Source organism: Undibacterium sp. YM2 (assembly GCF_009937975.1).
In the GTDB taxonomy this organism is placed as follows: Bacteria; Pseudomonadota; Gammaproteobacteria; order Burkholderiales; family Burkholderiaceae_D; genus Undibacterium.
In genome coordinates, this window is sequence record NZ_AP018441.1 from 2892845 (window position 1) to 2919120 (window position 26276).

The following is a 26276-nucleotide window of genomic DNA, read 5'->3' on the forward strand; positions in this document are numbered from 1 at the left end:
GTGAACAAACTAGTGTGCCTGGTGCCGATAGCTGGCATAAGCGGTGGCTACCATGATGATGAAAGCGCCGGTTAATTCGAGCATTCCCGGTGTTTCCCGCAAAAACAGGAATGCCAGCAACATGCCATACACTGGTTCCAGTGAAGTCATGATACTGGCAAAACTGGTCGATAAATGACGCAGGCTGAACATGAACAAGCCATGAGATAAAGCGGTAAACACCACCCCCAGCAATATCAACCCCGACCAGGTTTGTGTAGTATTGCCTGCAAGGTCACCTGCCAATAATATGAAAGGTAAAAGCAAAAAAGCGGCCACAGCATTTTGCAGAAAGGCCAATTTAAATGGAGGGATATGATTCCCTTGCCAGCGATTCGCCATCGCCAGCAAAGCGAAACTGAAACCAGAGAATACTCCCAGCCCCAAAGCAAGGAGTGCACCATTACCCAAGAAGTGTCGCTAACCATCACCACCATGCCCAATACAACGAACAAGGCAGCCCAGGCGTCCTGCGCCCTTCTTGGTTCTTTAAAAAACCACGGCTCCAGCAATGCCACAAATAGAGGAAAACTGGCAAAGCCCATCAAGCCAAAAGCAACCGATGCGAAATTGAGTGAGGCAAAAAAAGTCAGCCAGTGTACAGCCAGTAGAAAACCGCAAAGTATGACACTCTTTGAAACATCTCGAACATGCAATTGCCGCTGATATGCGAGCACAGGTATCAGGCATAAGGCTGCAAACAAGGTACGTCCAAATACCAGGATTAAAGAACTGACGGCCAGCGACTTGCCAAGCACGCCTGCAGCACCGAATAAAAACACGGCAATATGCAGGGCAAATAAAGCAGGCAGTGAAGTTTTTTTCATCTTAACTTTATGCTTGGTGAGCATTGAGTATAAAGCCGAAGTATAAAGTCGTAGTGCAGCATGTCAGTTGCGGGGCAGCACTTTTATTTTGGATTAAAGCGCAAATGCATGAATCTATGCATAATGGATACTTGCTGTTTTCATCAACCCATTAAAGAGGGAAGCAATGATAGACGTTTATTCCTGGCCGACACCAAACGGACACAAAGTACACATCATGCTGGAAGAATGCGGCTTGCCTTACCGCGCCATTCCAGTTGATATTGGCGTTGGCGATCAATTCAAAGCCGATTTTCTGGCGATATCACCAAATAACAAGATACCTGCCATCGTTGATGCAGATGGCCCTGACGGCAAACCTATCGCTTTGTTTGAATCTGGCGCGATACTGATTTACCTGGCTGGTAAAACAGGTTTATTCCTTGGGAAGACCGACAGGGAAAAATATGAAGCGCTGCAATGGCTGATGTTCCAGATGGGCAGTGTTGGCCCCATGCTGGGCCAGGCCCATCATTTCCGTATCTATGCGCCTGAAAAAATAGCCTATGCCGTTGACCGCTATACTAACGAAACAAAGCGCATCTACGGTGTTATCGATAAACAGCTGGAGAAAACCACTTATCTGGCAGGAGAGGAATATGGCATCGCCGATATAGCCACCTTCCCGTGGACACGTTCATTCGCCAATCAGGGTATAGACTGGGCAGAATTCCCGAATGCCAAGCGCTGGTTTGATACCATCAGCCAGCGCCCTGCAGTACAACGCGGCGTACAAGTATTGGCTGACTTGCGCAAACCGCTGGAAAATAATGACAAGGCAAGAGAAGTTTTGTTTGGAAAAACACAGTACGCAAAGAAATAAACTCATTCACCGGGGGCAAGGCAAATTGCCGTTACAATGGGCTTAACCCCCTCTACTCTATTTCAGTATGCGTCGCCCTATAAAAAGAAACCGTCTTAAACTCGCCGCTGAAAGCCAGCGCGTCGCCAATCTTGCGCTCGCAGTTGCACAATCTGCCAGCCGCTTAGAAGACCTGGACTGGCAGGCCAAACTGGATGCTCTGGTGACCAAGAGTCTCAAGCAACATCATCAGGATATGCTGGAGGCAGCCACTGAACACTTGTTCCAAACTCATCCCAATGGTTATGAGGTCCTGACCGAAACGCTGGAATCTGTGAGCACCTGTGCGCAATTTGAGCATGATGGGCAATCTTATACCAGCTTGCTGATCGCTGCCCCCATATTGGCATGGACGCGTTTTGAAATTGCCTCGGGTAGCATTCCCACAGAAGCGCTGGGTATACTGCACACACAATTGCAGGCGCATTTATTGGCTGAAGAAACACAACTGCGCTTGCTGCCGGGATTGTATTCCATCGATCAATTACCGCGCAGCCACGTAGAAACCTATGCTTTGCTGGAGCGGCATAGTCTGGCCATGTTAAAACATCTGCCTGCACCGGTAGAAGCTGAACGTGCTCATACCATTCCTTTTTTGGCAGATATACGGTATGTGCTTGGTGTGCTGCTTGTCAAAAAAGGCGACCCACTCTTCCAGTGGCAAACTATTGAAGCACCCTATGATTGCGCACAAGCCAAGAGTGATGCTTTGCTGGAATGGCAGCAGCAAACCGATGCCACCATCAAGCGCCTGTTGCCTGGATGCGGCATAGAACTTTTACTGCCCGAAGCCTATTACACCGCCTGTCGTGAAGCAGATATCAGAATACGTCCGGCGACCATACGCTCTGCCATGTTTTATCTGACGCAAACTCTGGGTAAAGAGGCAGATCAGTTCACCGTCATCATTGCATCTTTTGGTGAGCAGGAAAATCCCGGGCAAATTGATGAATACCGCATCAGTTTTTGCCTCCGTGATGCTCCTGAAGTAATCTATGGCGTAGTTTGGCCGCTGTATCAGGCAGAAGATCAGATCATTGCCGTCAATCTGGATGAAAACGAGCAACTTGCTGGCGAAATCCCCAACATTTTGCAAGAGTGCGGTGTTACCGACATTATCCAACTGGAAGAAATTTTCGCGATGGAATTCTGCGATGATTGCGGCACTCCCCTGTTTGCAGACCGGGAAAATGATCTGGTACATACAGAAATGCCGGATGACACACCAACTCCGGGGGCAACACACTTTCACTAAACGTCGAAATTTGTCTAGTTTGGTGGAATAGATGGCGACAACAGGTAACCCTGCACATAAAAGTGAACAAACCATCTCTGGCATGAAGCCTGAACTTCATTTCCGGGATGGCTTGGCTGCTGACGCTTTGATCATCAGTCAATTGATCGCGTTGTTCGCCCGCGATTTTTACGTCAATCCGGATGGCAGCGGTGCCGATTTATTTTTACAGTCAGTATCAGAATCTGCCGAACTTTCTTATCTCTCTGATTCACGCTATCACTACATTCTTGCATTGCACGGTGAAACGCTGGCTGGCTTCATCGCCATGCGCGACCTGAGCCACCTGTTTCACCTGTTCGTTCATCCCTCATATCAGGGGCACAAATTGGCAAGCAAGCTATGGCAGCGTGCCCGCCAGCATGCTGCCGTACAAGGACATACAGGTAGTTTCACTGTCAATTCTTCCCTGAATGCCATTCCCGTTTATGAGCGCTTTGGCTTCCTGGCTAAAGGCGAGATAGTAGAAATGCATGGCATTGCCTTTTTGCCCATGCAAAAGCCTTAAGCCCACCTGCAACAAGTTTTTACCACTCAAATATTGGCTGCCAATTTTGCCTGGCACATTTGTGAAAATCCGTTGTACAATTAGTTTTGAACGGTCGTGCTTTTTTCTGCTTTCTTATTAATTGCTTGCTGCGGCCATCATAAAACAGGAGACAACATGGATTTGAACTATACGGCAGAAGACCTTGCCTTCCGGGATCAGGTGCGCACCTACCTGGAAGCCAATCTTCCACAAGACCTGCAGCAAAAAGTACTGAATCATAAACGCCTGTCCAGAGAAGACTTTGTTCGCTGGCACAAAATACTCGCCAAACAAGGATGGGTAGCCACAGGCTGGCCAGCAGAATACGGTGGCACAGGCTGGACAGCCACTCAACGCCATATCTTTGAAGAAGAATGCGCCCGCGCTGGCACGCCAGCCATCCTGCCGTTTGGCGTGAATATGGTGGCACCTGTCATCATGGCATTTGGCAACCAGGCTCAAAAAGACTATTACCTGCCACGCATACTGAGTTGTGAAGACTGGTGGTGCCAGGGTTACTCTGAGCCAGGCTCAGGTTCTGACCTTGCTTCGCTGAAGACCCGCGCCGAGCGCGAAGGTGATCACTATATCGTCAATGGTCAAAAAACCTGGACCACCCTCGCCCAGCATGCCGACATGATTTTCTGCCTGGTGCGCACAGACCCCAGCGTACGGAAACAGGAGGGCATCTCCTTCCTGCTCATCGATATGAAGACACCGGGTATTACCGTGCGCCCTATCATCATGCTTGATGAAGAGCATGAAGTAAATGAAGTCTTCTTCGACAATGTCAAAGTTCCGTTAGAGAACCTGATAGGCGAAGAAAACAAGGGCTGGACTTATGCTAAATACCTGCTCGGCCATGAACGCACGAATATCGCTGCAGTGGGCCGTGCCAAACGTGAATTGCAATTCCTCAAGCGCATCGCCGCAAAACATCAAAAGAACGGCCTGCCGCTGATTGATGATGCAGTGTATGCCAGCAAGGTCGCCAGCCTTGAAGTGGAACTGATGGCGCTGGAAATTACAGTCCTGCGTGTCATTTCGCAAGACAGTGGTCGCCCTGGCCCGGAAGCATCCCTGCTCAAGATCAAGGGTACGGAAATCCAGCAAAGGCTGACGGAGTTGATGGTAGAGGCAGTTGGCCCTTACGGCTTGCCATTTGACCCGTCCTTCCTCGAAGGCGAGACTGAACATAGCATAGTCGGTGACGATGATGCTGCGCCTTTGGCGCCGTACTACTTCAATTTCCGCAAAACTTCCATTTATGGTGGTTCCAACGAAATTCAAAAAAATATCATCACTCAGATGATCCTGGGTCTGTGAGGAGAGCAAAATGGATTTCAACTTAACACAAGAACAAACACAGTTTGCTGATGCCTTGCGTCGCTGGGTAGAAAAAGATTATGGCTTTGAACAGCGCAAGCAAATTATAGAATCTGCTGGAGGTATATGCGATAAAGCATGGGGTGGTCTGGCCGAGCTGGGCGCACTGGCCTTGCCTGTGCCAGAAGAGCAAGGCGGCTTCAATGGTTCTGCCATCGACATGCTGGTCATCATGCAGGAACTGGGGCGCGGCATTGTTATCGAGCCCTACTTTGCCACTGTCATGGGTGCAGAGTTTTTGAAAAAATCCGGCAAGCATGCAGATGTGCTGGAGCAAATCGCTGGCGGCGAAGTCAAACTGGCGAATGCACTGGGCGAAAGGCAATCACGTCACGACCTGTTTGACATTGCCACCACGGCCAGCAAAAGTGGCGATGGCTTTGTACTCAATGGCAGCAAGACTGTGGTGCTGCACGGCGCCCAGGCAGACAAACTGATTGTCTCTGCGCGCAGCAGCGGAGGACAACGCGAAACGAATGGCATCAGCCTGTTTATCGTTGAGGCCAATGCAGTAGGCGTCAGCCGTCGCGATTACCGCACCATCGATGGTTATCGTGCTGCTGATATTAGCTTCAGCAATGTACAAGTCGGTGCAGATGCGTTGTTAAGCGCAGTGGATGGTGGTTGGGAATTACTGGATGCGGTGGCTGACTACGGCGTTACCTTGTTGTGTGCAGAGTCCATAGGCATCATGGAAGCAATTACCGCAGCCACTCTGGATTATTTGAAAACCCGCCAACAATTTGGCGTACCTATCGGCAAGTTCCAGGTCTTGCAACATCGCATGGCTGAAATGTTCATGGAAATGGAACAGGCACGCTCGATGGCAACACTGGCTGCCGTCAAGATAGCCTCTGATGATGTCGAAGAACGCCGCCGCACGGTATCTGCCGCCAAGGCCAGGATAGGCCAGGCTGCCAAATACATAGGCCAGCAAGCCGTGCAATTGCATGGCGGCATGGGCGTCACCAATGAACTGCCGGTTGCCCACATGTTCAAGCGCCTGACCACGATAGAGCTGACACTGGGTGACACTGATCATCATCTGGCCAGATTTGTCGCACAACCCGGCTTTAAAAGCGCAGCCTGAATGCTGTAGGAAAATCCCGACTGCGTTCGGGATTTTTTTTGCCTTTTAAGACAATAAGGAAACAACGAGGACACACTATGAGTATCAAAACAGATCGCTGGTATTTTGAAGATTTCATTCCCGGTACAGTCATAGAACTGGGGCAGCGTGTAGTGACAGAAGAAGAAATCATCACATTCGCCAGGCAATTCGACCCACAATCCTTTCACGTCGATAAAGAAGCAGCGAGTCATTCCATCTTTGGCGGCGTCATCGCCAGCGGCTGGCATACCTGCGGCATGATTATGCGCATGGTGGTCGATGGCTTCCTGGCCAATTCATCGAGCATGGGCTCTCCTGGCGTAGATGAAATACGCTGGATACTGCCAGTGCGCCCTGGCGACACCCTGACTGTCACAGCCGAAACCACAGGCAGCAAACTGTCCACTTCAAAACCAGACCGGGGTGTAATCAATACCTTGTGGAAAGCCTACAACCAGGAAGGCAAGCTGGTTTGCACGATCACTGGCATGGGCATGTTTGGTCGCCGCACAGAGTAAAAATAAACAATAAGGAGACATGATGAGAGAATTTAATAGCCTTGCTGAATTAAAAGACTTGATAGGCCAGGAAGTTGCCCACTCAGAATGGGTAGAAATCAGCCAGGAAAGAGTGAATACTTTTGCTGATGCGACTGGCGACCATCAATGGATACATATCGATGTAGAAAGAGCCAAACGTGAATCTCCTTTTGGTGGGCCGATTGCACATGGTTTTTTGACTTTGTCCCTGCTGCCCATGCTGGTTGCCAATGCCATCAAACTCACTTACGTCAAAATGGGCGTCAATTATGGACTCAATAAAGTACGCTTCCCCTCCCCTGTACCTGTCGGCAGCCGGGTACGTGCGCGTTTGAAACTGCTGGAAATCGAAGACATCAAGGACGGTGCGCAATTCACCTGGGAAGTAACAATAGAACGTGAAGGCCAGGATAAACCAGTATGCGTAGCAGAATCAATTTCACGCGCCTATTAGTCCTGCTAAACCTCATCTTTACGAGACCGAATCCATGCCCAGTCAAGATACATTGAAACGCTTCATCGCCAAGGTAGAGGCGAACCAACATGCCGCAGCATGTGAAGAGTTTTATACCGAAAATTCCAGCATGCAGGAAAACCAGGCAAAGCCCAGGATAGGCCGTGCGGCGCATGTAGCCTCTGAACATGCCGTCATGTCACGCGCCAGGTCAGTCACATCTACCTGTGTTCATCCGGTCTTGGTGAATGGCGACCATGTCGTCATACGCTGGATTTTCAGGTTTGAATGGCTGGACGGCAGTGTCACGCAAATGGAGGAGCTTGCCTACCAGCGCTGGGAAGGTGAATGCATAGCTGAAGAAACTTTCTTCTACGACCCAGCGCAACGCATTCCACAAAGATCCAGTACTTGAAATGCAAGAGGCCAAAGTACGTACTTTGGCCTCTTGTCTCATGTGAATGAGGTTAATAAAATTTAACGGCGTAAATCGGCGGCAGATTAACTGATATCTGGTACCAGTCATCCCCTTCATTCTCACTCGCCCACAAATTGCCCGTAGTCGACGCCATCAGCAGATTTTTGCCATTTTCCGACACCGCCAGTCCATGGCGATACACAAGGTCATAGCAATCTTGTTGCGGCAAACCGCTTCTCAAAGACTCAAAGGTCTTGCCTCCATCCCGTGTACGCGTGACACTCATGGCGCCATGCAGGGGCACACGCTTTTGATCCGCCACTGCAGGCACAAACCAGGCAATATCAGGGTTGCGCGGGTGAGCGGCTACAGCAAAACCAAAATCTGGAATACCTTCAGGCAAATGTAATTGTTGCCAGCTCACCGCATCGTCTTCACTGCGCCAGATGCCATTATGATGCTGGCACCATAAAACATGGCTGGCGAATTTGCTGCGTGCGATCAGGTGCGGGTCCTGGATATTTTGCTTGTCTGCCAGATCAGGCGGCATATAAGCGGCATGCATACCGGATGCACATAATCCCCAATTCTTCCCACCATCTTCAGTTTTCCAGGCACCGCCACAGGATATGCCAAGTAAAATATGCTGAGGATTTCGCGGGTTGACGCATATCGAATGTATGCCAGGTGTGTCATAACCACCACCCATCCACTCTTTGCGCTCTTCCCTGTCCCATAGGCTGCGCACCAACTCCCAGCTATTGCCACGATCAGTTGAACGGAACAAGCCACCAGGCAAGGTACCGGCCCACAACACACCCGGCTCTTCACTGCCACCAGTTTCCAGTGACCAGATGGCTTTCAGTTTCCATTCGACATCATCATCTGTTTTGGCATGTTCAGGGTAGGCTGGCACGGCGATCTCAGTCCAGTCGTCACGGCCTTCATCGCGTCTGTGCAGCTTGACTCCAAAGTGTCCAAGGTTCAATGCCGCATAAACAGCGCCATCGCGTTTGTCATGCAGGCACATGCTCAGGGGTTCACCCAGAAAACTGATCTGATCCAGCTTCCACTTGCCGTCCATATGGATCAATTCAAACAAACCCTTGCGGGTTGCTACCATTGCTTTCATCATTAGCCTCCTGAAAGAGCCTGCAATACATAGACTTGGCTATTTGAATTTAAAGGGTCACGCAAGCCACTGCGCTGCACGACACGCTTGCCGTCGATAAAAACCACCACATGAAAACGCAGATCGCCCTGTTCATCCAGGATATAGCCACGTAAAGTGGAGTTGACCTGAAATGCTGCTTCCAGCGCATCACGCAGATTATCAGCCGCAGTTTCCACCTCAGGAACTTCAGTAAAGCGACTGAGTTGCTGGGTAAAAATCAGCCTGGCCATGATTATGCCCAGTCCTTGTAGGGATGCTTGAGCAAATTCGCATTTGCGTAACGCCTGTCATGGCTGACTTCTTCACCCAGCCAGGCCGGGCGCTCAAATTGCTGTTGTTCGGATTCAAGCTCGACCTCTGCCACGATAAGGCCGAGATTATCACCAATGAACTCATCCACTTCCCAAATCAAACCGGCAAGAGGAATGCGGTAACGTGTTTTTTCTATGAGAGGTTGCTGGCAGACTGTGTCCAGCAAGATTTGCGCATCGGCTAGTGGAATGGAGTATTCCCATTCGCCACAGCTAATGCCCGTTGACATGCCCTTGATGGTCAGCATCGCACGCTCTGCTTCTATGCGTACCCGTACGATGCGACCTGGGTCAGAACAAATATAACCCTGGCGCAGAAATGTGCCCTGCCCCTGTCGTTTGAAATCCTGATTCACAACAAGGAATTTGCGTTCAATTTCTACGCCCATCACTACTCCGATCAATAAATACCGGAATTATGCACTCAATGTCGCCAAAATCGGTTGCAACATTGCTTCACCGAGTTTGATACTGCGTGAACCGTCCCAACCCACTTCTGCATCCGGCAAATTGGCATTGTCCTTGAATGGCAATTCCAGAGTCAGCGAAACGCATTTGAAGGTATGGCCAATATACTTGGATGCCAGCTTCAACACATCTTCATTGTATTTGGATGCTTCGTAACCGTATTTGGTCTGGAAGTCAGGACTGGCCTTGCAAAAACTATCGACAAAATGCTGCTGCTCCTGCGCCTGCTTTTCGCTAAAACCTGCCAGCATTTCACTGCCAGCCACGAAGATGTAAGGCAAGGCTTCATCTCCATGGATATCCAGGAAAAGATCACAACCTGTTTCGTGAATCTTGTTCTTGACGTAATACACTTCAGGGCTGGTTTCCAGCGAAGGTGTCATCCATTCACGGTTCAGGTTGGCACCAGCTGCATTGGTGCGCAGGTTGCCGCGTACAGAACCATCTGGATTCATGTTCGGGACGATATACACCACCGCTTTTTCCAGAATGCTGCGTGCGATTGGATTGGATGGGTCCAGCAAGGCATTCAAAGTGCCCTCCACCAGCCATTCAGCCATGGTTTCGCCTGGATGCTGGCGCGCAATGATCCACACTTTCTTTTCAGCAGCAGGGTCACCGACAACGATCAGGTTCAGGTCACGGCCATCAACGGTATTGCCCAGGTCTTCAACACGGGCGACAGAAGAATTCTCTACCCCACCCAGCAAGGCCAGGTGACGTTCCCAGGTGTAAGGCTCAAAATAAGCGTAATACACGCTGTCACGTTCAGGTGTATGACGTATGGTCATGACCTTGCCATCAAACTCGGTATCTACACGGAACCAGTTAGCCCTGTCATAACTTGCTACCGCGCGATAGCCTTCCCAGCCCTTGGCATAAGTGGCATCACCCGCATTGATAATGCGCATGACAGTCTCTTGCCCACGTGCGCCCTGCAAGCGAAAGTGAAACCACTGCCAGATGTCGGCATGTGAATCCTTGCGCAAATTTAAATCGATGGCCCCCGCCTGTTCCGCCTTGACGACTTCGATCGCTCCCGCGTCGAAGTTCTGACTGATTTTAATTGTCATCTTGTATTTATTCAGAAATGTTTTTAAGCACCGTAGTGATACGGCGACCTAGGACTGGTATTTTCACAGTTTTTTCTGAATTATGAAAATATTTCAGTCAAATAATGAATAAAATCGGACAAATATTTTCACCAAGGCAAGCATTTAAGAAGTTTCTGGTCAAACATAGCAAAATTCGCCACGATATACTATAATCTTTCGCTCAGTGTCGGGGCGTAGCGCAGCCTGGTAGCGTACGTGCATGGGGTGCACGGGGTCGGAGGTTCGAATCCTCTCGCCCCGACCAATGAATACAAAAAGGCTTGCAGATATCTTATCTGCAAGCCTTTTTTATTTGATGCGAGCTATTAAAGTTAACTCGATACGCTCAACAAGCTTTGTCCCGCAATGATGCAATATGAACAATCATTAAGGATAATTCATGCTATTTTCCTGGCAACTGTACGCTGCGGTAGGCGTCGAGTTGAGCAGCATCAACGAATGGCCAAAGTTCTGCGTCCCATTGCATGTCAAGAATTTTCAGTTTTTGCAGGTATTTATCAGCGGCCTCATACGCGTGTAATACCAGATAATCCCTGCCATTGAAATAATAGGCGCTATTGTGTCCCAGTGCCTTCCAGTGCTCAGTGCCATGTAAAAACAGAGAGCCGCCGCCTTCAAGCATAGCTTTGCCATTTTTGTCCAGATATGGCCCTGTCAGACTTTTGGAGCGTCCGACAACCAGATGATAGGTGCTTTTTTCTTCCTGACAGCATAGGCCCCAGGAAACGAAAAGGTAGTAGTAGTCCCCTCTTTTAAAAATAAAAGGTGCTTCAATTTCTGCGGGCCCAGCTGATTCATCCGGTGTAAAAGCCGGACGAGCACGCTTTGCAATCGCATGCCATTCCTGTGGCTGTGCCAAACCTGTCCATGCCTCGTTCAATTTCACGAGTTTGATGCCGGACCAGAACGAACCAAATGACATCCAGGCCTGGCCCTCGCTGTCGGTGACAATATTCGGGTCAATGGCATTCCACAAATCGCGTCCTGGGACGGACTGCAATATCATTCCCTGATCTTCCCAGCGATAATCCGGTGAGTGAAGATTGAGCGTCTTGTTAACCGTGACACCAATAGCTGAAGTCAGCTTGCCAAATCCAGATATTGAATAATATAAATAGTATTTTCCGCTGTGGAACTGTATGTCTGGCGCCCAGATGTGGCCATTGAAGTCCGGCACAGTATTGCGTGCCCAGACAGGTTCACCAGCGAACACCCTGCCCTCAGGCCGCCAGTCTTTCATATTGGCAGAGCTATAGAAAGTAATGCCTGGCCCGGTGCTGAACAGGTAATATGTATTTCCCTCTTTTGCCATCACAGGGTCGTGCACACTGACTTCTGCAGCGGCAAGTTGACATTGCGGCTGCAAACAAAAAATACTAACCATGAAGTACAAACAGAGAGATTTCATGCAATTCGCCTTTAAACTGAACTGTTTGCCTGATTGCATTACGACAGCGGCTCTACTTCCTGCACTAACTTCCTCATCGGCATGATTTCAGATAGTTGAATAACAGGTATCTCGCCATTATTCAAGCGCCACCACAACTATCGCCTTGGCTGGGACACTCAATGTCAATCTGCCTGCTTTTGCACTGGAATTAAAATTGTCTGGCTGTACTGATTGTGGCCGGATAAAAGTGTTGTGTGCATCCATGGTCTTTGCAGTCAGTACGCGGCCTTTGGCAGCTTCTATTTTTTCGCCTGCAACATCAACATCTATCTCAACACTCTCATTGGGATTAGTGTTCACCAGCGACAAATATACTTTTCCATCAAGCGCACGAGCTGCAGAAGCACTTATTGCTGGAATACTGGTTTTGCCAAAACTGTATTCGTGGTTATTGCTTATCGTGAGTGGCAAGTTTGTCGCATTTTGGAATGGCACATACATTTCAAATGCATGATAAGTTGGCGTTAGTAAAATTTTGTCTTTATCAGTCAATATCATGGCCTGTAAGACATTAACCATCTGGGCAATATTGGTCATACGCACACGCGCTGCATGTTCATGAAAAATATTGAAATTCAAGGCAGCAACCAGAGCATCGCGCAAACTGTTTTGTTGATATAAAAATCCAGGATTCGTACCCGGTTCCACGTCATACCATGTTCCCCACTCATCCACATTGAAAGCAATTTTGCTCTTGGGGTCATTGACCTCCATCCTGGCAACGTTATTCCTGATCAGCCTATCCATGCGCAATGTATTTTTTAGCGTGGATATCCATTGATCCTCCCCAAAACCAAGCGCCTTGCCTTTCTTTTCCCAAGTGCCGGTTGGTAGAGTGTAATAATGAAAGCTGACACCATCAAAACGCATATTCCATTGTTCGTGGATGTTCCTGGTCAAATAATCTGTCCAACTGGTGTCATCATCATGACCACCACTGGCAATGATTTTTGGCATGTAAGCCTTTGGAGCTTTCAAAAAACTGGCGTATTGATTGAACAGGCTGGTGTAGTGCTCAAGCTTCATATTGCCGCCACAACCCCAGGCCTCATTACCGATACCAAAGAAAGCGACTTTAAATGGCTTATCACGGCCATTTTTGCGGCGTAATTCTGCCAAAGTTGACTTGCCGTCACCCGTCATATACTCCAGCCATTCTGCCATTTCCTGCGGCGTGCCAGAACCAAGATTGCCATTCACATAGGCATCTGCACCCAGCAGATCAATCAAGTCAAAAAACTCATGGGTACCAACGGCATTGCGTTCTTCCACATTGCCCCAGTTGGTGTTCATCTTGACTGGACGGTTCTCACGTACGCCTATGCCGTCCCGCCAATGATATTCATCCGCAAAACAACCACCTGGCCAACGTACCAGTGGCACATGTATCTTTTTTAGCGCCGCGACAACATCATTGCGCCATCCCTTTGTATTTGGAATAGCTGAATCTGGTCCTACCCACATGCCTTCATAAACACCCCTGCCCAAATGTTCTGCAAACTGGCCGTAAACATTTTTATTAATGACTGGGCCAGGTTTTTTCGCATCAATGCTGATACTGACTTGATTGCCAGCAAAAACCGGAACGGCAATAGCTACAAATACAAGCGCTGCCGAACAAAATACGCCTACCTTTATGCTGGCTTTCAACACAAACATTTCTCCTCCTGATTTATGAGGCATTGTCGACACCAATTTATTCCAAGCTAGCCTCGAAGATCACTAGATCATGGCTTATTCATGGCCTCGCTAGTTTGAGCTGCAATGAGCTATCATTGATTTCAAAGGTATTGGTCCTCATCAGGTTGATGACCTCTGCACCGGCCAGCAATACTGGGCCGTAGCTATGCGCGGCAAATACATTCACCGGGCGATAGTAATAAAACGCCGGGTCAAAGCCCATGCCTGTACCCACACAAGCACCTTCCACCTGGCCTTTTTGTGTCACTTTACTGGCTACCGCATTCCATGCCAGCATGACTACCGGTGCGTAAGCACGTTTATCGATAAAGCCGCGATTGATGGCATGTGCCATGGCATAGGTGTAGATGGCAGTGGCAGACGTTTCCAGGTAACTGTCATTGCGGTCCAGCAGTTGGTGCCAGAAGCCTGTGCCATGCTGGTAAGAAGCCAGACCTTTGACATGGGCCTGCAATTGCGCCAATACGTCTGCATAGCCAGGATGGTCTGGTGGCAGTACATCCAGCAATTCAACCATGGTCATGACGGCCCAGCCATTAGCCCTGGCCCAGTGGAATTGCGGATGCACGCCCATATCCTGGACCCAGCCATGCATGTACACACCTTTTTCCTTGTTGAACATGCGTTCAGAAAATAGTTTGACCTGTTTTACGGCATCGTCATAATATTTTGTGTCGCCTGTCAATTTGCCCATTTGCGCCAGGGCTGGCACGCTCATGAACAGATCATCGAGCCACAAGGTATTCGGTTGCGGACGGTTACGGGCCAGGGTGCCATCCGGCAGACGGAACTCTTTGGTGCTGACGTAGCTGCTGCAAATATCAATCAGGCTGGACAGTTTATTGGACACGCCTTCCCTGGTGGCTTTGATCATGGCGGCACACATGGCACCCGCATCATCCAGTGCATGGGGCTGCAACAATGATCGGATAGGTGAGGGGCTCTTCGGATTAGCCTTCAGACGGGCAATGTAATGCGGTGCCAGGTCAGCCAGCAAACCAAGGCGCTCACTGGCATAATTGCTGAAACGTTTATCACCCGTGGCACTGCCAGCCAGCAACATGCCTGCGTAGGTGACACCCCATTCGTAGCTGGTCAGGCGATAATCGCCCGGGGCCAGTATCGTATCGTCATTGATCTGGGAAAAATCAGTAATCTGCTTTTTTGTTTTGCCATCAATAATTTTGGCAGGCGTAACATTGTCCAGATAGGTATGCACACGGTACAGCACTTTCTTGACATCTTCTGCTGTCGGTTGCCCGTACGGCGTGGGGTAATCTGGTTGCATCAAATGCAGTGGTGCCGTCACGTCATTGGCTGGTTTGCCTGTATTGTTTGTTTTGCCTGCGGCTACTGCCGTGCTCATGCCCATACTTAATGGCAATATGCAACTGATGCCTGCGATGGCCAATAATTTCAATGTTGAACGCAGGCCTGACTGGTTTTTTTGTCTCATCTTTATCATCTTTTTTGCTCTATAAATAAATCTTGCGGGTATTCATTCCAACTGATAAATCTTGAAATCACGTACTTGTTGTCGGGATTGGGTGGTCCGGAATCCAAAGTAGCCATCCCGCAAGGCATCTTTGTCCTTGTATGAAAAGAACACTTTGCCATCGACCAGAACGCGTGTGCAGCCTTGGTACACCGTAGTTTCTATGACGTAGTCGCGGTTCGCCTGCAATAAGGTGTCGCGCTCATTCAACTCTGTCAGCAAGCTACGTTCACCATTGCCCTGGTATTTACGAAACCTGGTCGTGGTATTGGTGTTGCCGCCTATGCCCGCGTAATACAGACGTAAATCATCGTATTGTTCAAAAACGCCCTTACGGGTAAAGATGTTTTGATCACGCGGGTCGGTCGCCATCCAGAATTGATTCAAGTCAGACAGCCGGTCATTGCGTCCCTGTTCCATGACGACCCTGCGGGTATACCTGATCAAGATATCGCCAGATAATTTTTGCTTGAACCACACCGTTGCACCTTTCGCTGCATCAATCAAAAGCTGGTGATTGGCAACACTGATGTCGGAATTCTTTGTGTCGGCGGACTCTACCTGCCACTGTCGCAGGTCCGTATCAAAATCATCCTGGTAAATTAATTTACCAAGCTTGCCTGACTGGCTGCAAGTGATTTCGGCGGATTGCGCAGCGGCAGGTACAGCCTGAGTCATAACGACGATGGCTGCAAGCGTCATCCAGAACAGTTGCAGTTTCGTTCGACAATGGGAAGTGAATATCATTTCTGTAGTGCTATTTGACTGATGCTGCCGTCGATTTCAGATCAACCGATTTATCATTTAAATAGTTTTTCAACTGTGCATATTGCAAAGTTTTAATACCTGCCACAACTACCTTTGCATTAAATTCTGCACCGGCCAGATTGGTGTGGGTATGTTCATCCGGTGTCACTAAGGGGAACAGTTTCATCACCTCATCCTTACCCATGATGTCATAGGCAGCGGCGATGTTTTCATTCAGATCGATGAAATCCGCTTTTTCCTGTTTCGCCACCTGTTCAGCCCAACCCCCATAGCTGGCTTTGCTGCGGTTGATTTTTCCATTTGCATCCCAGTTCTTGCGGGGAATGGGAGAACATACGATGGCCTGCACGCCTTTGGCTCTGGCCTCGGCAATAAATTTGCGCAAATACCAGCCATAGCTGTGTACTGTCTCTGGTAATTTTGTCAGCAGATTATCGATTTCTTCAGCTTCTTCACCGATGCCTTTGATGGTCCCTCTTGCACGGCTGGTATCGTTCAAGGGGCCATTATCATTGTGGCCAAATTGCATGATGACAAAATCACCTGGCTTCATCAATGCCAGGCTTCTTTGCCAGTGCCCGCCAGTCAGATAAGTGCGGCTGCTAAGACCGCCGATGGCGCGGTTAACAACATTGATTTTATCCGTCTGAAAATAAACCTTGATGGGATTGCCCCAGCCCCACTGCCCTTCTGCACCCTTGTTCTGACCATCATCCCGGCCATTGCGCACGGTTGAATCGCCGATAAAAAAAACAGAAGGTAATTGCGGATTCGCCGGTTCTGGCAATACGATACGTGCTGCTGCATTGGGGTCGGTGTTCACCGCTGGTGGTGGCGTAGTTTGCGCCAGGGCAGAACAAGTCCAGCCCAGCACACTTACACAGATCAGGCGGCGTACCGCAGACATACTGGTATTCATAAATAGATGACAGGAATAATGGTTAAGTATCGTCGGGTAGCGAAAGACTGAAGGTCATCATACACGTGAGTACATATGGGTAAATCAACAGCCTCGACATATGATTTCATTTTATTCGAGAGCTTGTAACTGACTGCAAGACTTGTTTAAAGAATCAAAAAAATGATCACTATTGATTGTGCAGTGCAAATTATGAAAAAACTGCCTGAAAACCAAGCACAATAGGCAGCACTGATGCCATTCCACTCAAGCATGTTGAGAAAATGCGCATCCGGAATTTAACCGATTACTCCCACACATATCAAAATTCCATGAAGCGCTTATCTGTTCGTATCTCTGTTCGTATCTTGCCTGTTCGCATGCCCAGTTTTTTCCTGAATCTTTTCCTGTGCCTGTTCTGCCTGTTGTCCGCGTCTGCATTTGCGCAAATAGGGCATCGCTTCCCCAGTGAGCGAAAAGTGGTCAAAGACCCGGTTACTGGAGTGATGCTGACCTTTCTGACCAGCCAGCCGCATGGCGATTCAAAAATCTATCCTACCCATCCACAATGGACTTCCGATGGGCAATGGGTGATCTTTCGCTCAGGTATCGCAAAAGGTGAAGCGATGGCCGTCAATGAACAAACCGGAGATATCGTACAGGTATCTGAAGGCGGCTATACAGGCATGCTGAATGTGTCGACACGTGCCATGAAACTGTATTTCATGCGCAGCACGGATAAATCTCCACGAGAAGGAAAAGTTGGTCGGCCACGTCAGGCCGCACCGGTTGAACTGGTAGAGGTTGATCTTGCTGCGGTATTTACCGATAGCAAAGCTGGCAAGATGAAGCCTGCAGAAAGCTACCAGCGCATATGCGGCGTAGTACCTGCTGAAGTCGGACAAGCTGCCGACCTGGCGCTGGATGCTGCCGATGAATGGATATACTTCCGCGAGACATCACAGGAGGCGGCAAAATACCTGGCAAAAAATGCACGCATAGAGAAAAGCTTCGGCCCCAGAAACATGGGGGCCGGCCCCGGCGGCATTGCAAAAATGCATGTGAAGACAGGTGAAATCCGCCATGTTGTTTCAGTACCCTTCCAGATCGGCCATATTCAGGCGAACTTGTGGAATCCGGGTGAAATCATTTTTTGCTGGGAAACTGGCGGCAAATCACCTCAACGCACCTGGGTGGTGATGGCAGACGGCAGTGGCTTGCGCCCGCTGTATCCTGAAGCGGATTATGAATGGGTGACCCACGAAGCCGTCATTTCAAAAGATGAAGTGGCAATGGCGATTATGGGGCATCGCAATATAGGCGGAACAAATAATAGCGCCAACAAAGGCACTGCCGTTGAAGGTGCCAATCCGGGGCAAGATCCGGGTTGGGGTAATGCCGGCACACGCGAAAAACCCAGTGGCCTTGCCATTGTGAATTTACGTACACGTGAAATGCGTATCGCTGGGCAAACACCATCAGGCAGCGGCTTATGGCATGTGCACGGATCAAGCGATGGTCGCTGGGCTGTCGGCGATGATTTCAGCCGCAGCATTTATCTGATAGACCGTTTAAGCGGCAAGATGAGTCTACTCAGCACCGGGCACAAGGATACAGCGGCTGATCACCCTCACCCAACATTCAGCCCGGACGGCAAGAAGATAGAAATCCAGTCGGCCATGCTGTCTGCAGACAACCGGACACTGAATATCTGCATTATTCCTGTATCCAATTGACCAAGCTGTCCAGGTCATGCAACGAACATGGCCTGGCTTGCGGACATCAATCGTGTATCAATCCTGCATCAATCGACCATCAATCGAGTTTTTGAATGCGCACATTGCGCAGTTCATAGGCGGTGCCTTCAAGCTGAAAGCCGATGTGACCAGAGTCTGGACTGGATTTGCTGATTTTGTTTTGTACTATGCCATTGATCCTGACTTCAACCGATCCATCTTTGGCAAGAATGTCGCAGCTATTCCATTCGCCAACAGGTTTTTCGCTATCGGCCAGTTTTGCCTTGATGGGAGGATACGCGCCCTCGGCCGTAGTCAGGGGTTCGGCAAAGCTGGCACCGGCCATGGGCAGCAGGTCACCGACATTTTTGTATTTGGTTTGAATTTGCAGGCTCAGTGGCCAGACTTTGTCTTTGGGGCCAGAACTGATGTGTATCAACACGCCACCATTGCCAGGGGCAGCGGTCCAGCGCCATTCTGCATGTAGCGAAAAATTTTTATAGCGTTCCGTCGTAGCAATGTAACCTGAAGGTTTGCCAGCAGAAGCAATCACACCATCCGCTGTGATACTGAAGACTTCTTCAATCTTGCTTGCCGGTGTAGTTTGAATTTCCCAACCCTTGAAATCGCGGCCATTGAACAGTTCATCCGCATTGGCAACAGGAATGACCATAACAGACAGAATAGATGCCACAGGCAATACTGATAATTGAAAAGACTTCAAAAAACGGGAAAGTTGACGCATGATGTTCTTTCTCAAATGGAATCGATATTTTTTTGTATTGATACAAAACTGCTTTACACAGGATAGCCGGATTTTTTTATAACATACTTCATTTACTGCCATGAAACGACTTTTTTTCACTTTGTTACTGACCTTGTCGGCCATTTCTTCTCATGCACAATCCGGTGCCATCAGCTTGTGGCCAGAAGGCGTACCGGGCGCGAAAAACATAAGGCCAGAACAGGTGGCTGATGGCCGCACGTCGAATGTCAGCGAACCGAATCTGACTTTTTATCCCGCTGCTGCCGACAGAAAAAATGGCAGCGTAGTGATCATTTGCCCCGGCGGCGGCTATGTACGTCTGTCTACCCTTCGTGAAGGCGAGCAATATGCGCACTGGCTCAGTACCCTGGGTGTCAGCAGTTTTGTGCTTAAATCCCGCCTGGCCGAATTTGGCCACCCTGCCCCTTTACAGGATGTCTTGCGTGCCATTCGTCTAGTGCGTTCCAGCGCAGCGCAATATGGTATAGATCCCAATCGCATCGGTGTGATGGGCAGTTCGGCGGGCGGCCATCTGGCAGCCAGTGCCGGCACCCTGTTTGATCACCCTCTGGGGCGCACCGGTGCTGCGCTTGACGGTGTCAATGCACGCCCTGACTTCATGATACTGATGTATCCCGTGATTACCATGCAAGACCCGTCGGTACATGCGGGATCCCGCAAAGCCCTTTTGGGTGCATCACCCAGCGCAGAATCCATGCAACTGATGTCGCTGGAAAAACAGGTGAGCAGCACGACACCCCCTACTCTGTTGATCCATACCCAGAATGATAAAACCGTTCCGGTCGAAAACAGTATCCTGTTTTATCAGGCTCTGACCAAAGCTGGTGTACCAGCGGAAATGCTCTTGTTTGAACGCGGTACACATGGCATGGCTATGCGTCTTGGTAACGGCAATGCATCCGATTGGCCGCATCGCGCCGAAGAATGGCTGAGGGACAGAAAAATACTGCAAGCCGACAGCCAGTCACTAGGGAAATAAGCAGTAAAATAAACTGAAAAATACATATCAAAATCGCCAGCCCATATCAGATTATAGGCTGGCGATTTTTTATTTACTCGAAATAAAACACAGGTTTCAATGCCAATTGTTTGGGACGGTTATCGGCCTCGACTTCCATCAGGTCTGCCATATAATCCCACCAACGTTGCATGACTGGATGTTTGGGCAAGTCATCGATCTGGTGATCAGGATGCAATTTGAGTACACCAAACAGATGCAAAGTCTCTTCATCCAGAAAAATGGAATAATCATAGATACCGGCAGCACGCAATGCATCTGCCAGATCTGGCCACAGATCATCGTGACGGCGATGATATTCATCTACATTGCCTGGTTTTAGTTTCATCCGGAAAGCACGCGTTATCATGACTGGCTCTCCTGCTGTTATTTCGCTGGTTTGACTGTGACCATCTTCTTCAATTCGGCAGCGGCCAGCATGAAGCCGCCGACACCATAATCAAAGCTGGATGCTGGCCTGTAAAAGGCTGGCTCGGCACCGGTCTGCTGTATGCCGCCCAACCTGCCATCTGCATAGACGTGCTTCAGGATACCCTTCCATGCCTTGGCGATTACTGGCTGGTATTCTTTGGGGTCAAGAATGCCGCGATTGATGCCATAAGCCATGCCATATACAAACAGGGCTGAGCCAGAAATTTCAGGCAAGGGATACGTAGCGGGGTCCAGCAAACCGGCATGCCACAGACCGTTTTCATCCTGCAACTGTGCGATGCGGGCTGACATTTCACGTAACTGTTGTACGTAGAATGGGCGTTGCGGATCGTCTTTGGGGATATAGTCCAGTGTCCTGGCTATACCACCCATGACCCAACCTTCGCCGCGTGACCAGAAAATTTTCTTGCCATTGGGTTCAGTCTTGTTGATATAGCTGACGTCGCGGGCATACAGGTGTTCTTGTTTGTCGTACAGCAGATCGTAAGTGTTTTTCCATTGGGTATGGACATAATCCAGATATTTGCGCTCACCTGTTGCCACATACATTTTCGCCCATACCGGCGGTGCCATGAACAAGGCATCACACCACCACCATGGCAGACGGTCGTCACCTGGTTTAAGAGTCTTCAGATCAATCAGGGTATCGAGGTCGCCTTTGGTTGGGGCGATGAATTCAGGCTGCTTGTTGAGGAAATACAAATCCAGATAAGTCTGCGCCACACTCTGGTCATCCGCATTCGGCAGGCGTTTCGCCAGTTGCCATTGATGTTGCTGGCTCATGGCCAGCATGGCGTCTTTATATTTGCTGTCATTTGTGGCTTCTGACGCTGCCATGAAGCCGGTGTACATCACGCTGGATGTCCAGATACGCCCAAAGTGCGCCTGCGAACGGGCCAGTTGCCAATCCGCCACCTTGCGCAAGACATTTTCTATCGCTGCTGGTTCCAGCTCTGCAGACAGATCGGTTGCCAGAGGGCCGCCATCAGCAGGTGCATCACCAAAATGACGTGAAGTATCCTTGTCGATGATCGCCTGCATGGCTGGTGTAGGAAGCGGATAGTTCTGCGTCCAGGCCAGGGCTGGCAACATGCTGCCGACAAAACCCAGGCTGGCAAGCATCAGGTATTTTTTTTGAAATTTCAAAGTGCTCTCCTTCATTTTATTGTTGTTTACTTCATTCTTATTTTGCAGGTCCGGAGCCATTGACGGTCAGCCCGGATACTTCAGAATCTGCGGAAATATTTACCGGTTTGCCATCCTCAAAAACCAGCCTGGAATCCGACATTTTCCAGCGCTTCACGTAACGGATAAAGCCACCGGTGTTTGCTTCAATATCGAGTTTGCTGAGCTTAAAATCCTCTAGCGGCGCTTGCGCGTATCCTTCAATTTCAAAGGCGGTTTTTGCGCCACGTGCCTTGATGCCGGAGATATTGACACGGCGCAGTCTGGATATACCGTCTTTTTCTGGTACCGGCGTGACCAGTACTTTCCAGTAAGTCGGTACATCTTTCACATCATCAGGAATCTTTGCATAGCTGTATTGCGGGTTCCAGTTCATGATCACGCGCAAAACCACTGGCACGTCATTCATGACAAAATCATGGATATTCAGGTCTTCGCCAAAACCACCACGTGTATGTGCTGATTTGAACAGTATGCCTACGGGTACATCTTTCATTACCGTGAAGCGATATGCTTCAATACGACGGAATCCACCTGAAGTCTCGCTACCAAAACTCAATCCGGCAACTGCTTCCCGGACAGTGATATCGCGTATGACCACATCTTCTGTTGGGCGATTGACCCGCAGGCCATCAGAATCCCGCCCGGCCTTCAAGACGATCGCATCATCATTGACGGCAATATCTGCGTGCTGGACCAGAATGTCTTTGGATGAATCGATATCTATGCCATCAGTGGATGGGCCATGTCCGCCTTCGTTATTGCGAATGGTGAGGCGATCTACGACCACTTTGTTCGAGTAACAGATATGCAAAGTCCAGAAACCTGAGCGACGCAACAGCAAGCCGTCACCCACACGCACATCGGATGCCTTATAGATTTGCAACAAGCGAGGGCGACCGGCATCATAGTCCGATGCCCATCTCAGGCCACGTGGTTCATAGGCCTTGCGCAGGTTCCAGTAACTTTCCCAGAATACCTTGCCGTCACCGTCAATCACACCTTCACCAGTGATGGCAACCTTGTTTTGTTCATACACATTGATCAGCGCTGCTGGCCAGCTCATCTCTATGCCGGCAACCCGGGTAGGCATGACAGGATAATCCTGTATGTTTTGTGAACCCAGCAAGGTCACGCCCTTATCCAGTCGCAGCGTCACGCCAGTTTTAAGGAACAGGGCACCGGTCAGGTAGGTACCCGCCGGAAAAATCAGCGTACCACCCTCTTTGGCAGCAGCATCAATGGCACTCTGTATGGCGCTGGTATTGAGCGTCTTGCCATCGCCGATGGCACCGTAGGTACCGGCACTGATTTCTTTTGCCGCTGCGGTAAACGATGTCAATAGCAATACGGACATCAAAGCCGCAGCGACTGCCAGATGCAAAAGCACAGGCAAGACAAATACCATATCAGTATGGCGTAACCAGCGCCGGGCCAAGGATTTCATTGCAACTTCGCGCCTATCAATTTGACTGGTCCAAGAATACCGGCAGGCTGAGCTTGTATCAGATGAGTATCCTGCGGGATGAATCGTTGTCCATACCTGGCAGACAGCAAGCGATAGTCCGGCAAGGCATGGCCAGCCAGCGCATTCAAGCCCAGGTTGGCGACCTGTATTTCAAGACGGTTATTACCGGCACGCAGCAATTTGCTGATATCCAGTTGATAAGGTGGTTTCCATACCGAACCGGCACGCTGACCATTGACGAAGACGACTGCAGCTTCCCGCACCGGGCTGTCAAGCATGGCACGCATGCCGCTCGGTACTTTGGGCGTGACCTCCAGTGGTGTGCCCGGACCGAAATCCAGAGTCAGCTTGCTGTCGTTTAATTGTACCGCGCTCAATTCCAGGTCTTTGGTATAGCTTGCGATACCAGAAAAATAACGCGTTGCTTCATCTTCAGTCCATGAACGCAGACTGGACATATTGACCGCCTGTGGTTTTTCGCTGAACTGCACTTTCCAGTCACGGCTTAAATCAACAACGGTGGTGGCATCTGCCAGTTTTGGTTCCGGCGCTGCATTCTGCGGTGTATCGGTCAGTACCAGCACCCGTGATTCATAAGGTGCGAGACGCAGAGTCGGCTTGACATCGGCATTGCTGATCTTGCCGTCATACGGATTCCACCAGTAAGCTGTTTTGTACTTGCTGCGGAAGGCGGCATTCGCGGTCACATCACGATTGCTGGTGTTGGCGATGAAATAGACATCAGAATGAGGCAGTTGTCGACGAATGAAGCCTATGTTTTCTTTTTCAGCACTCAACTCCATGTCTGCGGGAACTGCAGCCTTCAAAGCGGCACCCACGGCGCTATCGCTGCTGACCAGGCTGACCTTGTCCTGATTGGCAAACAGGGCATCTGATGCAGTCTGGACTTCTGTACTGATGCGCGCTGCATTCAGGTAGCCTGGTGCCAGCGATGGCTTGTTGCCAACCGCAATGATTTTGCCACCGGCACGCACATAATCACTCAATTTGGCAATGACTGCCGGTGACAGCCGACTCACATGCGGCAAAATCAAAACGGGATAATTGATGCCCAGCTCCATGACGGATTCGGCATCCACGTAATCAATGTTATGGCCGGCATCAAGTACCTGCGCGCTTAGCTCTGGCGTCACATATTTGCCCATTTCTGCCGACACAGACACCTTGCCCAGAGACAGGGTTGCGTACACGTCATCAGTAGGCAGGAATACGGCAACCTGATTTGCCGGTTTCCCCTGACGCATCAGGTAACTCATTCTTTGCAGATAGCCATTGACGTCCGGCATGACATTCCACCACGGCAGATGGGTGTTGAATACCGCCGCCGCATAGAATGCGTAGCCAGGTTCCAGCGTGCCCGGTGGTGTATAGGGCCAGCCATGGCCAACGAACTGATTAACACCCTGCAACAGCATGCGGTCAGCTTCGACCTTCATATCCAGCGGCGTCGCGCTGAAAGCAGGCGAATGCAGCCAGGTCCAGGTTTCAGCAGAAATGACGGGGCGGCCATAAAGGTGACCCGCGGATGTTGCCCAGCGTGTAAATGAAAACTGGCGGAACTGATAGCCCTCACCTTCTGGCAAATCAACCAGTTTATTACTCGACATGGTCACCGCCGGTTCACCATAGGTTTGGGAACGGAAGCGGGTACCGTGGGCTTTGGCCCATTGATTCACTGGCACCAGATAACGTTCGTTTGCCAGTTCGGTTTGTGTCAATGCCCAGTCACGCCGGATGGCGGCAGCATCTGCACCAATGCCAGATTCGATTTTTGGCAGATGTGGTTTCAGGTCATAGCCACGACGACGCTGAAATTCGGCCAGGAAATCATCGGTCCAGTCGGTACCATAGGCTTCCAGGCTGTCAGAAAATACGGCGTATGGTGGATTTTTTCCGAAAGCCTTCAACAACGGTTCAGCCACGGTTTTCAGGTGATGATCAATGGCCTTGCGGCTCAGATGGTCAAGTACAAAACCTTCTGCCCCTAAAGCTGCACGTTTAACCTGCTGGCCGGTACGGCTGGCGATATAACACACCACTACGCGGTCAGCGGCAGCAGCCTTGATGCCTGCCCGGCCACTTTTACTTGCCAGCAGTTGGGGTTCAAATAATTGCAATTTGCTGCTATCCAACTGTTTTGGCGTACCATCGACCACGAAGCTGGCCAATAATTTCTCACCATTCATGATGGCTGGCAAGGCAAAACTCTCATTACCGGCTGGCAGCTCAATCACGGCTACCCGCAAACGACCGGCAGCATCAGCTACAGCGACATGTGGACCGCCGTATGGCCAGCCGCTGCCCAGCGTAATATCAACTCTGAGTTTGTTGGCACGTGCCTTGTCATTGGCAAAACTGACGTGTTCAAGAAATTGCTTCGACAAATACGGATAATTGTGTGTACCTTTGGCAGCATCATCCAGTTCCATGGGGTAGACAGCCTGAATCTCAAAACCACCAAAACCGCCTGCCTTCATGTCCAGTATTTCGCGTTCCAGCTGTTTCTTTTCCACGGATGGTCCGAACCACCACCAGCGCACCATGGGACGTGCATCATCGGGCGGCGTGGCAAAGGCTTTGGCAAGTTCTTTCACAGATGGAGAATTCGCTGCTGCCCTGGCTTGTGCCATTGTTGGTGCGGCACATAGCATGGCAAGAGAAAGCAGGACGCAGGTGCGCAATTTATTAAGCGCAAATGCAGGCAAGGTAGACTTGGTCATAGAAAATGATAATCCAGACAAATAGAGAACA

25 protein-coding genes, 1 tRNA gene and 1 pseudogene are annotated in these 26276 nt (G+C 49.8%); 11 read left to right on the forward strand and 16 right to left on the reverse strand.

Going from position 1 to position 26276, the window contains the following annotated elements:
- Window positions 1–9: 9 nt before the first annotated feature.
- Both UNDYM_RS30695 and UNDYM_RS30700 read right to left on the reverse strand, forming a co-directional pair.
- Window positions 10–381, reverse strand: a complete 372-nt coding sequence (locus UNDYM_RS30695) for a DMT family transporter (protein ID WP_162041440.1) — start codon at window positions 379–381, stop codon at window positions 10–12.
- Window positions 382–473: 92 nt separating this feature from the next.
- A pseudogene (locus UNDYM_RS30700) lies at window positions 474–890 on the reverse strand (EamA family transporter); the annotation flags it as partial.
- Between the two features lie 142 nt (window positions 891–1032).
- On the opposite strand from UNDYM_RS30700, the gene UNDYM_RS13145 reads away from it, so the two are divergent.
- The 8 genes from UNDYM_RS13145 to UNDYM_RS13180 all read left to right on the forward strand — a co-directional run bounded on the left by UNDYM_RS13145 (window position 1033) and on the right by UNDYM_RS13180 (window position 7495).
- The gene (locus UNDYM_RS13145; protein ID WP_162041442.1) at window positions 1033–1728 is read left to right on the forward strand and encodes a glutathione binding-like protein; all 696 of its coding nucleotides are present in this window, start codon (window positions 1033–1035) and stop codon (window positions 1726–1728) included.
- Window positions 1729–1795: 67 nt separating this feature from the next.
- On the forward strand, window positions 1796–3022 hold the full coding sequence (locus UNDYM_RS13150) for a DUF2863 family protein (protein ID WP_162041443.1): 1227 nt from the start codon (window positions 1796–1798) through the stop codon (window positions 3020–3022).
- 31 nt (window positions 3023–3053) lie between these two features.
- Entirely contained in the window at window positions 3054–3569 is a 516-nt protein-coding gene (locus UNDYM_RS13155; protein ID WP_162041444.1) for a GNAT family N-acetyltransferase, read from the forward strand.
- 156 nt (window positions 3570–3725) lie between these two features.
- Entirely contained in the window at window positions 3726–4916 is a 1191-nt protein-coding gene (locus UNDYM_RS13160) for an acyl-CoA dehydrogenase family protein (RefSeq protein ID WP_162041445.1), read from the forward strand.
- Between the two features lie 10 nt (window positions 4917–4926).
- Window positions 4927–6066, forward strand: coding sequence for an acyl-CoA dehydrogenase family protein (locus tag UNDYM_RS13165; RefSeq protein WP_162041446.1), 1140 nt, complete (start codon window positions 4927–4929; stop codon window positions 6064–6066).
- Window positions 6067–6143: 77 nt separating this feature from the next.
- Window positions 6144–6605 carry a MaoC family dehydratase gene (locus UNDYM_RS13170; protein ID WP_162041447.1) on the forward strand — a complete coding sequence of 154 codons (462 nt, stop codon included), beginning with the start codon at window positions 6144–6146 and terminating at the stop codon, window positions 6603–6605.
- Between the two features lie 22 nt (window positions 6606–6627).
- Entirely contained in the window at window positions 6628–7080 is a 453-nt protein-coding gene (locus UNDYM_RS13175) for a MaoC family dehydratase (RefSeq protein WP_162041448.1), read from the forward strand.
- Between the two features lie 34 nt (window positions 7081–7114).
- Entirely contained in the window at window positions 7115–7495 is a 381-nt protein-coding gene (locus tag UNDYM_RS13180) for a nuclear transport factor 2 family protein (protein WP_162041449.1), read from the forward strand.
- Between the two features lie 52 nt (window positions 7496–7547).
- Here the strand turns inward: UNDYM_RS13180 and UNDYM_RS13185 are convergent, their stop codons facing one another.
- Genes UNDYM_RS13185 through UNDYM_RS13200 form a run of 4 tightly spaced genes read right to left on the reverse strand, consistent with a single transcriptional unit; the run spans window position 7548 to window position 10524 of the window.
- Window positions 7548–8630 carry an exo-alpha-sialidase gene (locus UNDYM_RS13185; protein WP_232064053.1) on the reverse strand — a complete coding sequence of 361 codons (1083 nt, stop codon included), beginning with the start codon at window positions 8628–8630 and terminating at the stop codon, window positions 7548–7550.
- Between the two features lie 2 nt (window positions 8631–8632).
- Entirely contained in the window at window positions 8633–8902 is a 270-nt protein-coding gene (locus UNDYM_RS13190; protein ID WP_162041451.1) for a MoaD/ThiS family protein, read from the reverse strand.
- A gap of 2 nt (window positions 8903–8904) precedes the next feature.
- Window positions 8905–9372, reverse strand: a complete 468-nt coding sequence (locus UNDYM_RS13195; protein ID WP_162041452.1) for a CYTH domain-containing protein — start codon at window positions 9370–9372, stop codon at window positions 8905–8907.
- Window positions 9373–9399: 27 nt separating this feature from the next.
- Window positions 9400–10524, reverse strand: a complete 1125-nt coding sequence (locus tag UNDYM_RS13200) for a carboxypeptidase family protein (RefSeq protein ID WP_162041453.1) — start codon at window positions 10522–10524, stop codon at window positions 9400–9402.
- Between the two features lie 209 nt (window positions 10525–10733).
- Between UNDYM_RS13200 and UNDYM_RS13205 the strand changes: the two genes are divergently transcribed.
- Window positions 10734–10810, forward strand: a tRNA-Pro gene (locus UNDYM_RS13205).
- A 138-nt stretch (window positions 10811–10948) separates the two neighbouring features.
- On the opposite strand, the gene UNDYM_RS13210 is transcribed toward UNDYM_RS13205, so the two are convergent.
- The 5 genes from UNDYM_RS13210 to UNDYM_RS13230 form a co-directional block, all read right to left on the reverse strand.
- Entirely contained in the window at window positions 10949–11974 is a 1026-nt protein-coding gene (locus UNDYM_RS13210) for an arabinan endo-1,5-alpha-L-arabinosidase (RefSeq protein WP_162041454.1), read from the reverse strand.
- 117 nt (window positions 11975–12091) lie between these two features.
- Window positions 12092–13675 carry an alpha-N-arabinofuranosidase gene (locus UNDYM_RS13215; RefSeq protein ID WP_162041455.1) on the reverse strand — a complete coding sequence of 528 codons (1584 nt, stop codon included), beginning with the start codon at window positions 13673–13675 and terminating at the stop codon, window positions 12092–12094.
- Window positions 13676–13754: 79 nt separating this feature from the next.
- Window positions 13755–15182 carry a glycoside hydrolase family 105 protein gene (locus tag UNDYM_RS13220; RefSeq protein WP_232064054.1) on the reverse strand — a complete coding sequence of 476 codons (1428 nt, stop codon included), beginning with the start codon at window positions 15180–15182 and terminating at the stop codon, window positions 13755–13757.
- A gap of 33 nt (window positions 15183–15215) precedes the next feature.
- A complete protein-coding gene (locus UNDYM_RS13225) occupies window positions 15216–15959 on the reverse strand; it encodes a DUF6250 domain-containing protein (protein ID WP_162041456.1) in 744 nt (247 codons plus the stop codon).
- Window positions 15960–15969: 10 nt separating this feature from the next.
- Window positions 15970–16887, reverse strand: a complete 918-nt coding sequence (locus tag UNDYM_RS13230; protein WP_232064055.1) for a rhamnogalacturonan acetylesterase — start codon at window positions 16885–16887, stop codon at window positions 15970–15972.
- A gap of 323 nt (window positions 16888–17210) precedes the next feature.
- Between UNDYM_RS13230 and UNDYM_RS13235 the strand changes: the two genes are divergently transcribed.
- Window positions 17211–18614 carry a hypothetical protein gene (locus UNDYM_RS13235; RefSeq protein WP_232064056.1) on the forward strand — a complete coding sequence of 468 codons (1404 nt, stop codon included), beginning with the start codon at window positions 17211–17213 and terminating at the stop codon, window positions 18612–18614.
- A 79-nt stretch (window positions 18615–18693) separates the two neighbouring features.
- On the opposite strand, the gene UNDYM_RS13240 is transcribed toward UNDYM_RS13235, so the two are convergent.
- A complete protein-coding gene (locus UNDYM_RS13240; protein ID WP_162041458.1) occupies window positions 18694–19359 on the reverse strand; it encodes a DUF1080 domain-containing protein in 666 nt (221 codons plus the stop codon).
- Window positions 19360–19459: 100 nt separating this feature from the next.
- Between UNDYM_RS13240 and UNDYM_RS13245 the strand changes: the two genes are divergently transcribed.
- Window positions 19460–20380, forward strand: a complete 921-nt coding sequence (locus UNDYM_RS13245) for an alpha/beta hydrolase (RefSeq protein ID WP_162041459.1) — start codon at window positions 19460–19462, stop codon at window positions 20378–20380.
- 73 nt (window positions 20381–20453) lie between these two features.
- Here the strand turns inward: UNDYM_RS13245 and rhaM are convergent, their stop codons facing one another.
- Genes rhaM through UNDYM_RS13265 form a run of 4 tightly spaced genes read right to left on the reverse strand, consistent with a single transcriptional unit; the run spans window position 20454 to window position 26245 of the window.
- Window positions 20454–20768 (reverse strand): L-rhamnose mutarotase, encoded by a 315-nt coding sequence (rhaM, locus tag UNDYM_RS13250; RefSeq protein ID WP_162041460.1) that lies wholly within the window; start codon window positions 20766–20768, stop codon window positions 20454–20456.
- 17 nt (window positions 20769–20785) lie between these two features.
- Window positions 20786–21997, reverse strand: coding sequence for a glycoside hydrolase family 105 protein (locus UNDYM_RS13255; protein ID WP_232064057.1), 1212 nt, complete (start codon window positions 21995–21997; stop codon window positions 20786–20788).
- A gap of 37 nt (window positions 21998–22034) precedes the next feature.
- The gene (locus UNDYM_RS13260; protein WP_232064058.1) at window positions 22035–23483 is read right to left on the reverse strand and encodes a glycoside hydrolase family 28 protein; all 1449 of its coding nucleotides are present in this window, start codon (window positions 23481–23483) and stop codon (window positions 22035–22037) included.
- Entirely contained in the window at window positions 23480–26245 is a 2766-nt protein-coding gene (locus UNDYM_RS13265; protein ID WP_232064059.1) for a glycosyl hydrolase, read from the reverse strand. Before UNDYM_RS13265 ends, UNDYM_RS13260 begins: the two co-directional genes overlap by 4 nt.
- Between the last annotated feature and the right edge of the window lie 31 nt (window positions 26246–26276).

Excerpts from the sequence above, each read along its gene's own strand:
- UNDYM_RS30695 (WP_162041440.1), bottom strand. The coding sequence starts at position 381 with ATGGCGAATCGCTGGCAAGGGAATCATATCCCTCCATTTAAATTGGCC.
- UNDYM_RS13145 (WP_162041442.1), top strand. The coding sequence starts at position 1,033 with ATGATAGACGTTTATTCCTGGCCGACACCAAACGGACACAAAGTACAC.
- UNDYM_RS13150 (WP_162041443.1), top strand. The coding sequence starts at position 1,796 with ATGCGTCGCCCTATAAAAAGAAACCGTCTTAAACTCGCCGCTGAAAGC.
- UNDYM_RS13155 (WP_162041444.1), top strand. The coding sequence starts at position 3,054 with ATGGCGACAACAGGTAACCCTGCACATAAAAGTGAACAAACCATCTCT.
- UNDYM_RS13160 (WP_162041445.1), top strand. The coding sequence starts at position 3,726 with ATGGATTTGAACTATACGGCAGAAGACCTTGCCTTCCGGGATCAGGTG.
- UNDYM_RS13165 (WP_162041446.1), top strand. The coding sequence starts at position 4,927 with ATGGATTTCAACTTAACACAAGAACAAACACAGTTTGCTGATGCCTTG.
- UNDYM_RS13170 (WP_162041447.1), top strand. The coding sequence starts at position 6,144 with ATGAGTATCAAAACAGATCGCTGGTATTTTGAAGATTTCATTCCCGGT.
- UNDYM_RS13175 (WP_162041448.1), top strand. The coding sequence starts at position 6,628 with ATGAGAGAATTTAATAGCCTTGCTGAATTAAAAGACTTGATAGGCCAG.
- UNDYM_RS13180 (WP_162041449.1), top strand. The coding sequence starts at position 7,115 with ATGCCCAGTCAAGATACATTGAAACGCTTCATCGCCAAGGTAGAGGCG.
- UNDYM_RS13185 (WP_232064053.1), bottom strand. The coding sequence starts at position 8,630 with ATGAAAGCAATGGTAGCAACCCGCAAGGGTTTGTTTGAATTGATCCAT.
- UNDYM_RS13190 (WP_162041451.1), bottom strand. The coding sequence starts at position 8,902 with ATGGCCAGGCTGATTTTTACCCAGCAACTCAGTCGCTTTACTGAAGTT.
- UNDYM_RS13195 (WP_162041452.1), bottom strand. The coding sequence starts at position 9,372 with ATGGGCGTAGAAATTGAACGCAAATTCCTTGTTGTGAATCAGGATTTC.
- UNDYM_RS13200 (WP_162041453.1), bottom strand. The coding sequence starts at position 10,524 with ATGACAATTAAAATCAGTCAGAACTTCGACGCGGGAGCGATCGAAGTC.
- UNDYM_RS13210 (WP_162041454.1), bottom strand. The coding sequence starts at position 11,974 with ATGAAATCTCTCTGTTTGTACTTCATGGTTAGTATTTTTTGTTTGCAG.
- UNDYM_RS13215 (WP_162041455.1), bottom strand. The coding sequence starts at position 13,675 with ATGTTTGTGTTGAAAGCCAGCATAAAGGTAGGCGTATTTTGTTCGGCA.
- UNDYM_RS13220 (WP_232064054.1), bottom strand. The coding sequence starts at position 15,182 with ATGATAAAGATGAGACAAAAAAACCAGTCAGGCCTGCGTTCAACATTG.
- UNDYM_RS13225 (WP_162041456.1), bottom strand. The coding sequence starts at position 15,959 with ATGATATTCACTTCCCATTGTCGAACGAAACTGCAACTGTTCTGGATG.
- UNDYM_RS13230 (WP_232064055.1), bottom strand. The coding sequence starts at position 16,887 with ATGTCTGCGGTACGCCGCCTGATCTGTGTAAGTGTGCTGGGCTGGACT.
- UNDYM_RS13235 (WP_232064056.1), top strand. The coding sequence starts at position 17,211 with ATGAAGCGCTTATCTGTTCGTATCTCTGTTCGTATCTTGCCTGTTCGC.
- UNDYM_RS13240 (WP_162041458.1), bottom strand. The coding sequence starts at position 19,359 with ATGCGTCAACTTTCCCGTTTTTTGAAGTCTTTTCAATTATCAGTATTG.
- UNDYM_RS13245 (WP_162041459.1), top strand. The coding sequence starts at position 19,460 with ATGAAACGACTTTTTTTCACTTTGTTACTGACCTTGTCGGCCATTTCT.
- rhaM (WP_162041460.1), bottom strand. The coding sequence starts at position 20,768 with ATGATAACGCGTGCTTTCCGGATGAAACTAAAACCAGGCAATGTAGAT.
- UNDYM_RS13260 (WP_232064058.1), bottom strand. The coding sequence starts at position 23,483 with ATGAAATCCTTGGCCCGGCGCTGGTTACGCCATACTGATATGGTATTT.
- UNDYM_RS13265 (WP_232064059.1), bottom strand. The coding sequence starts at position 26,245 with ATGACCAAGTCTACCTTGCCTGCATTTGCGCTTAATAAATTGCGCACC.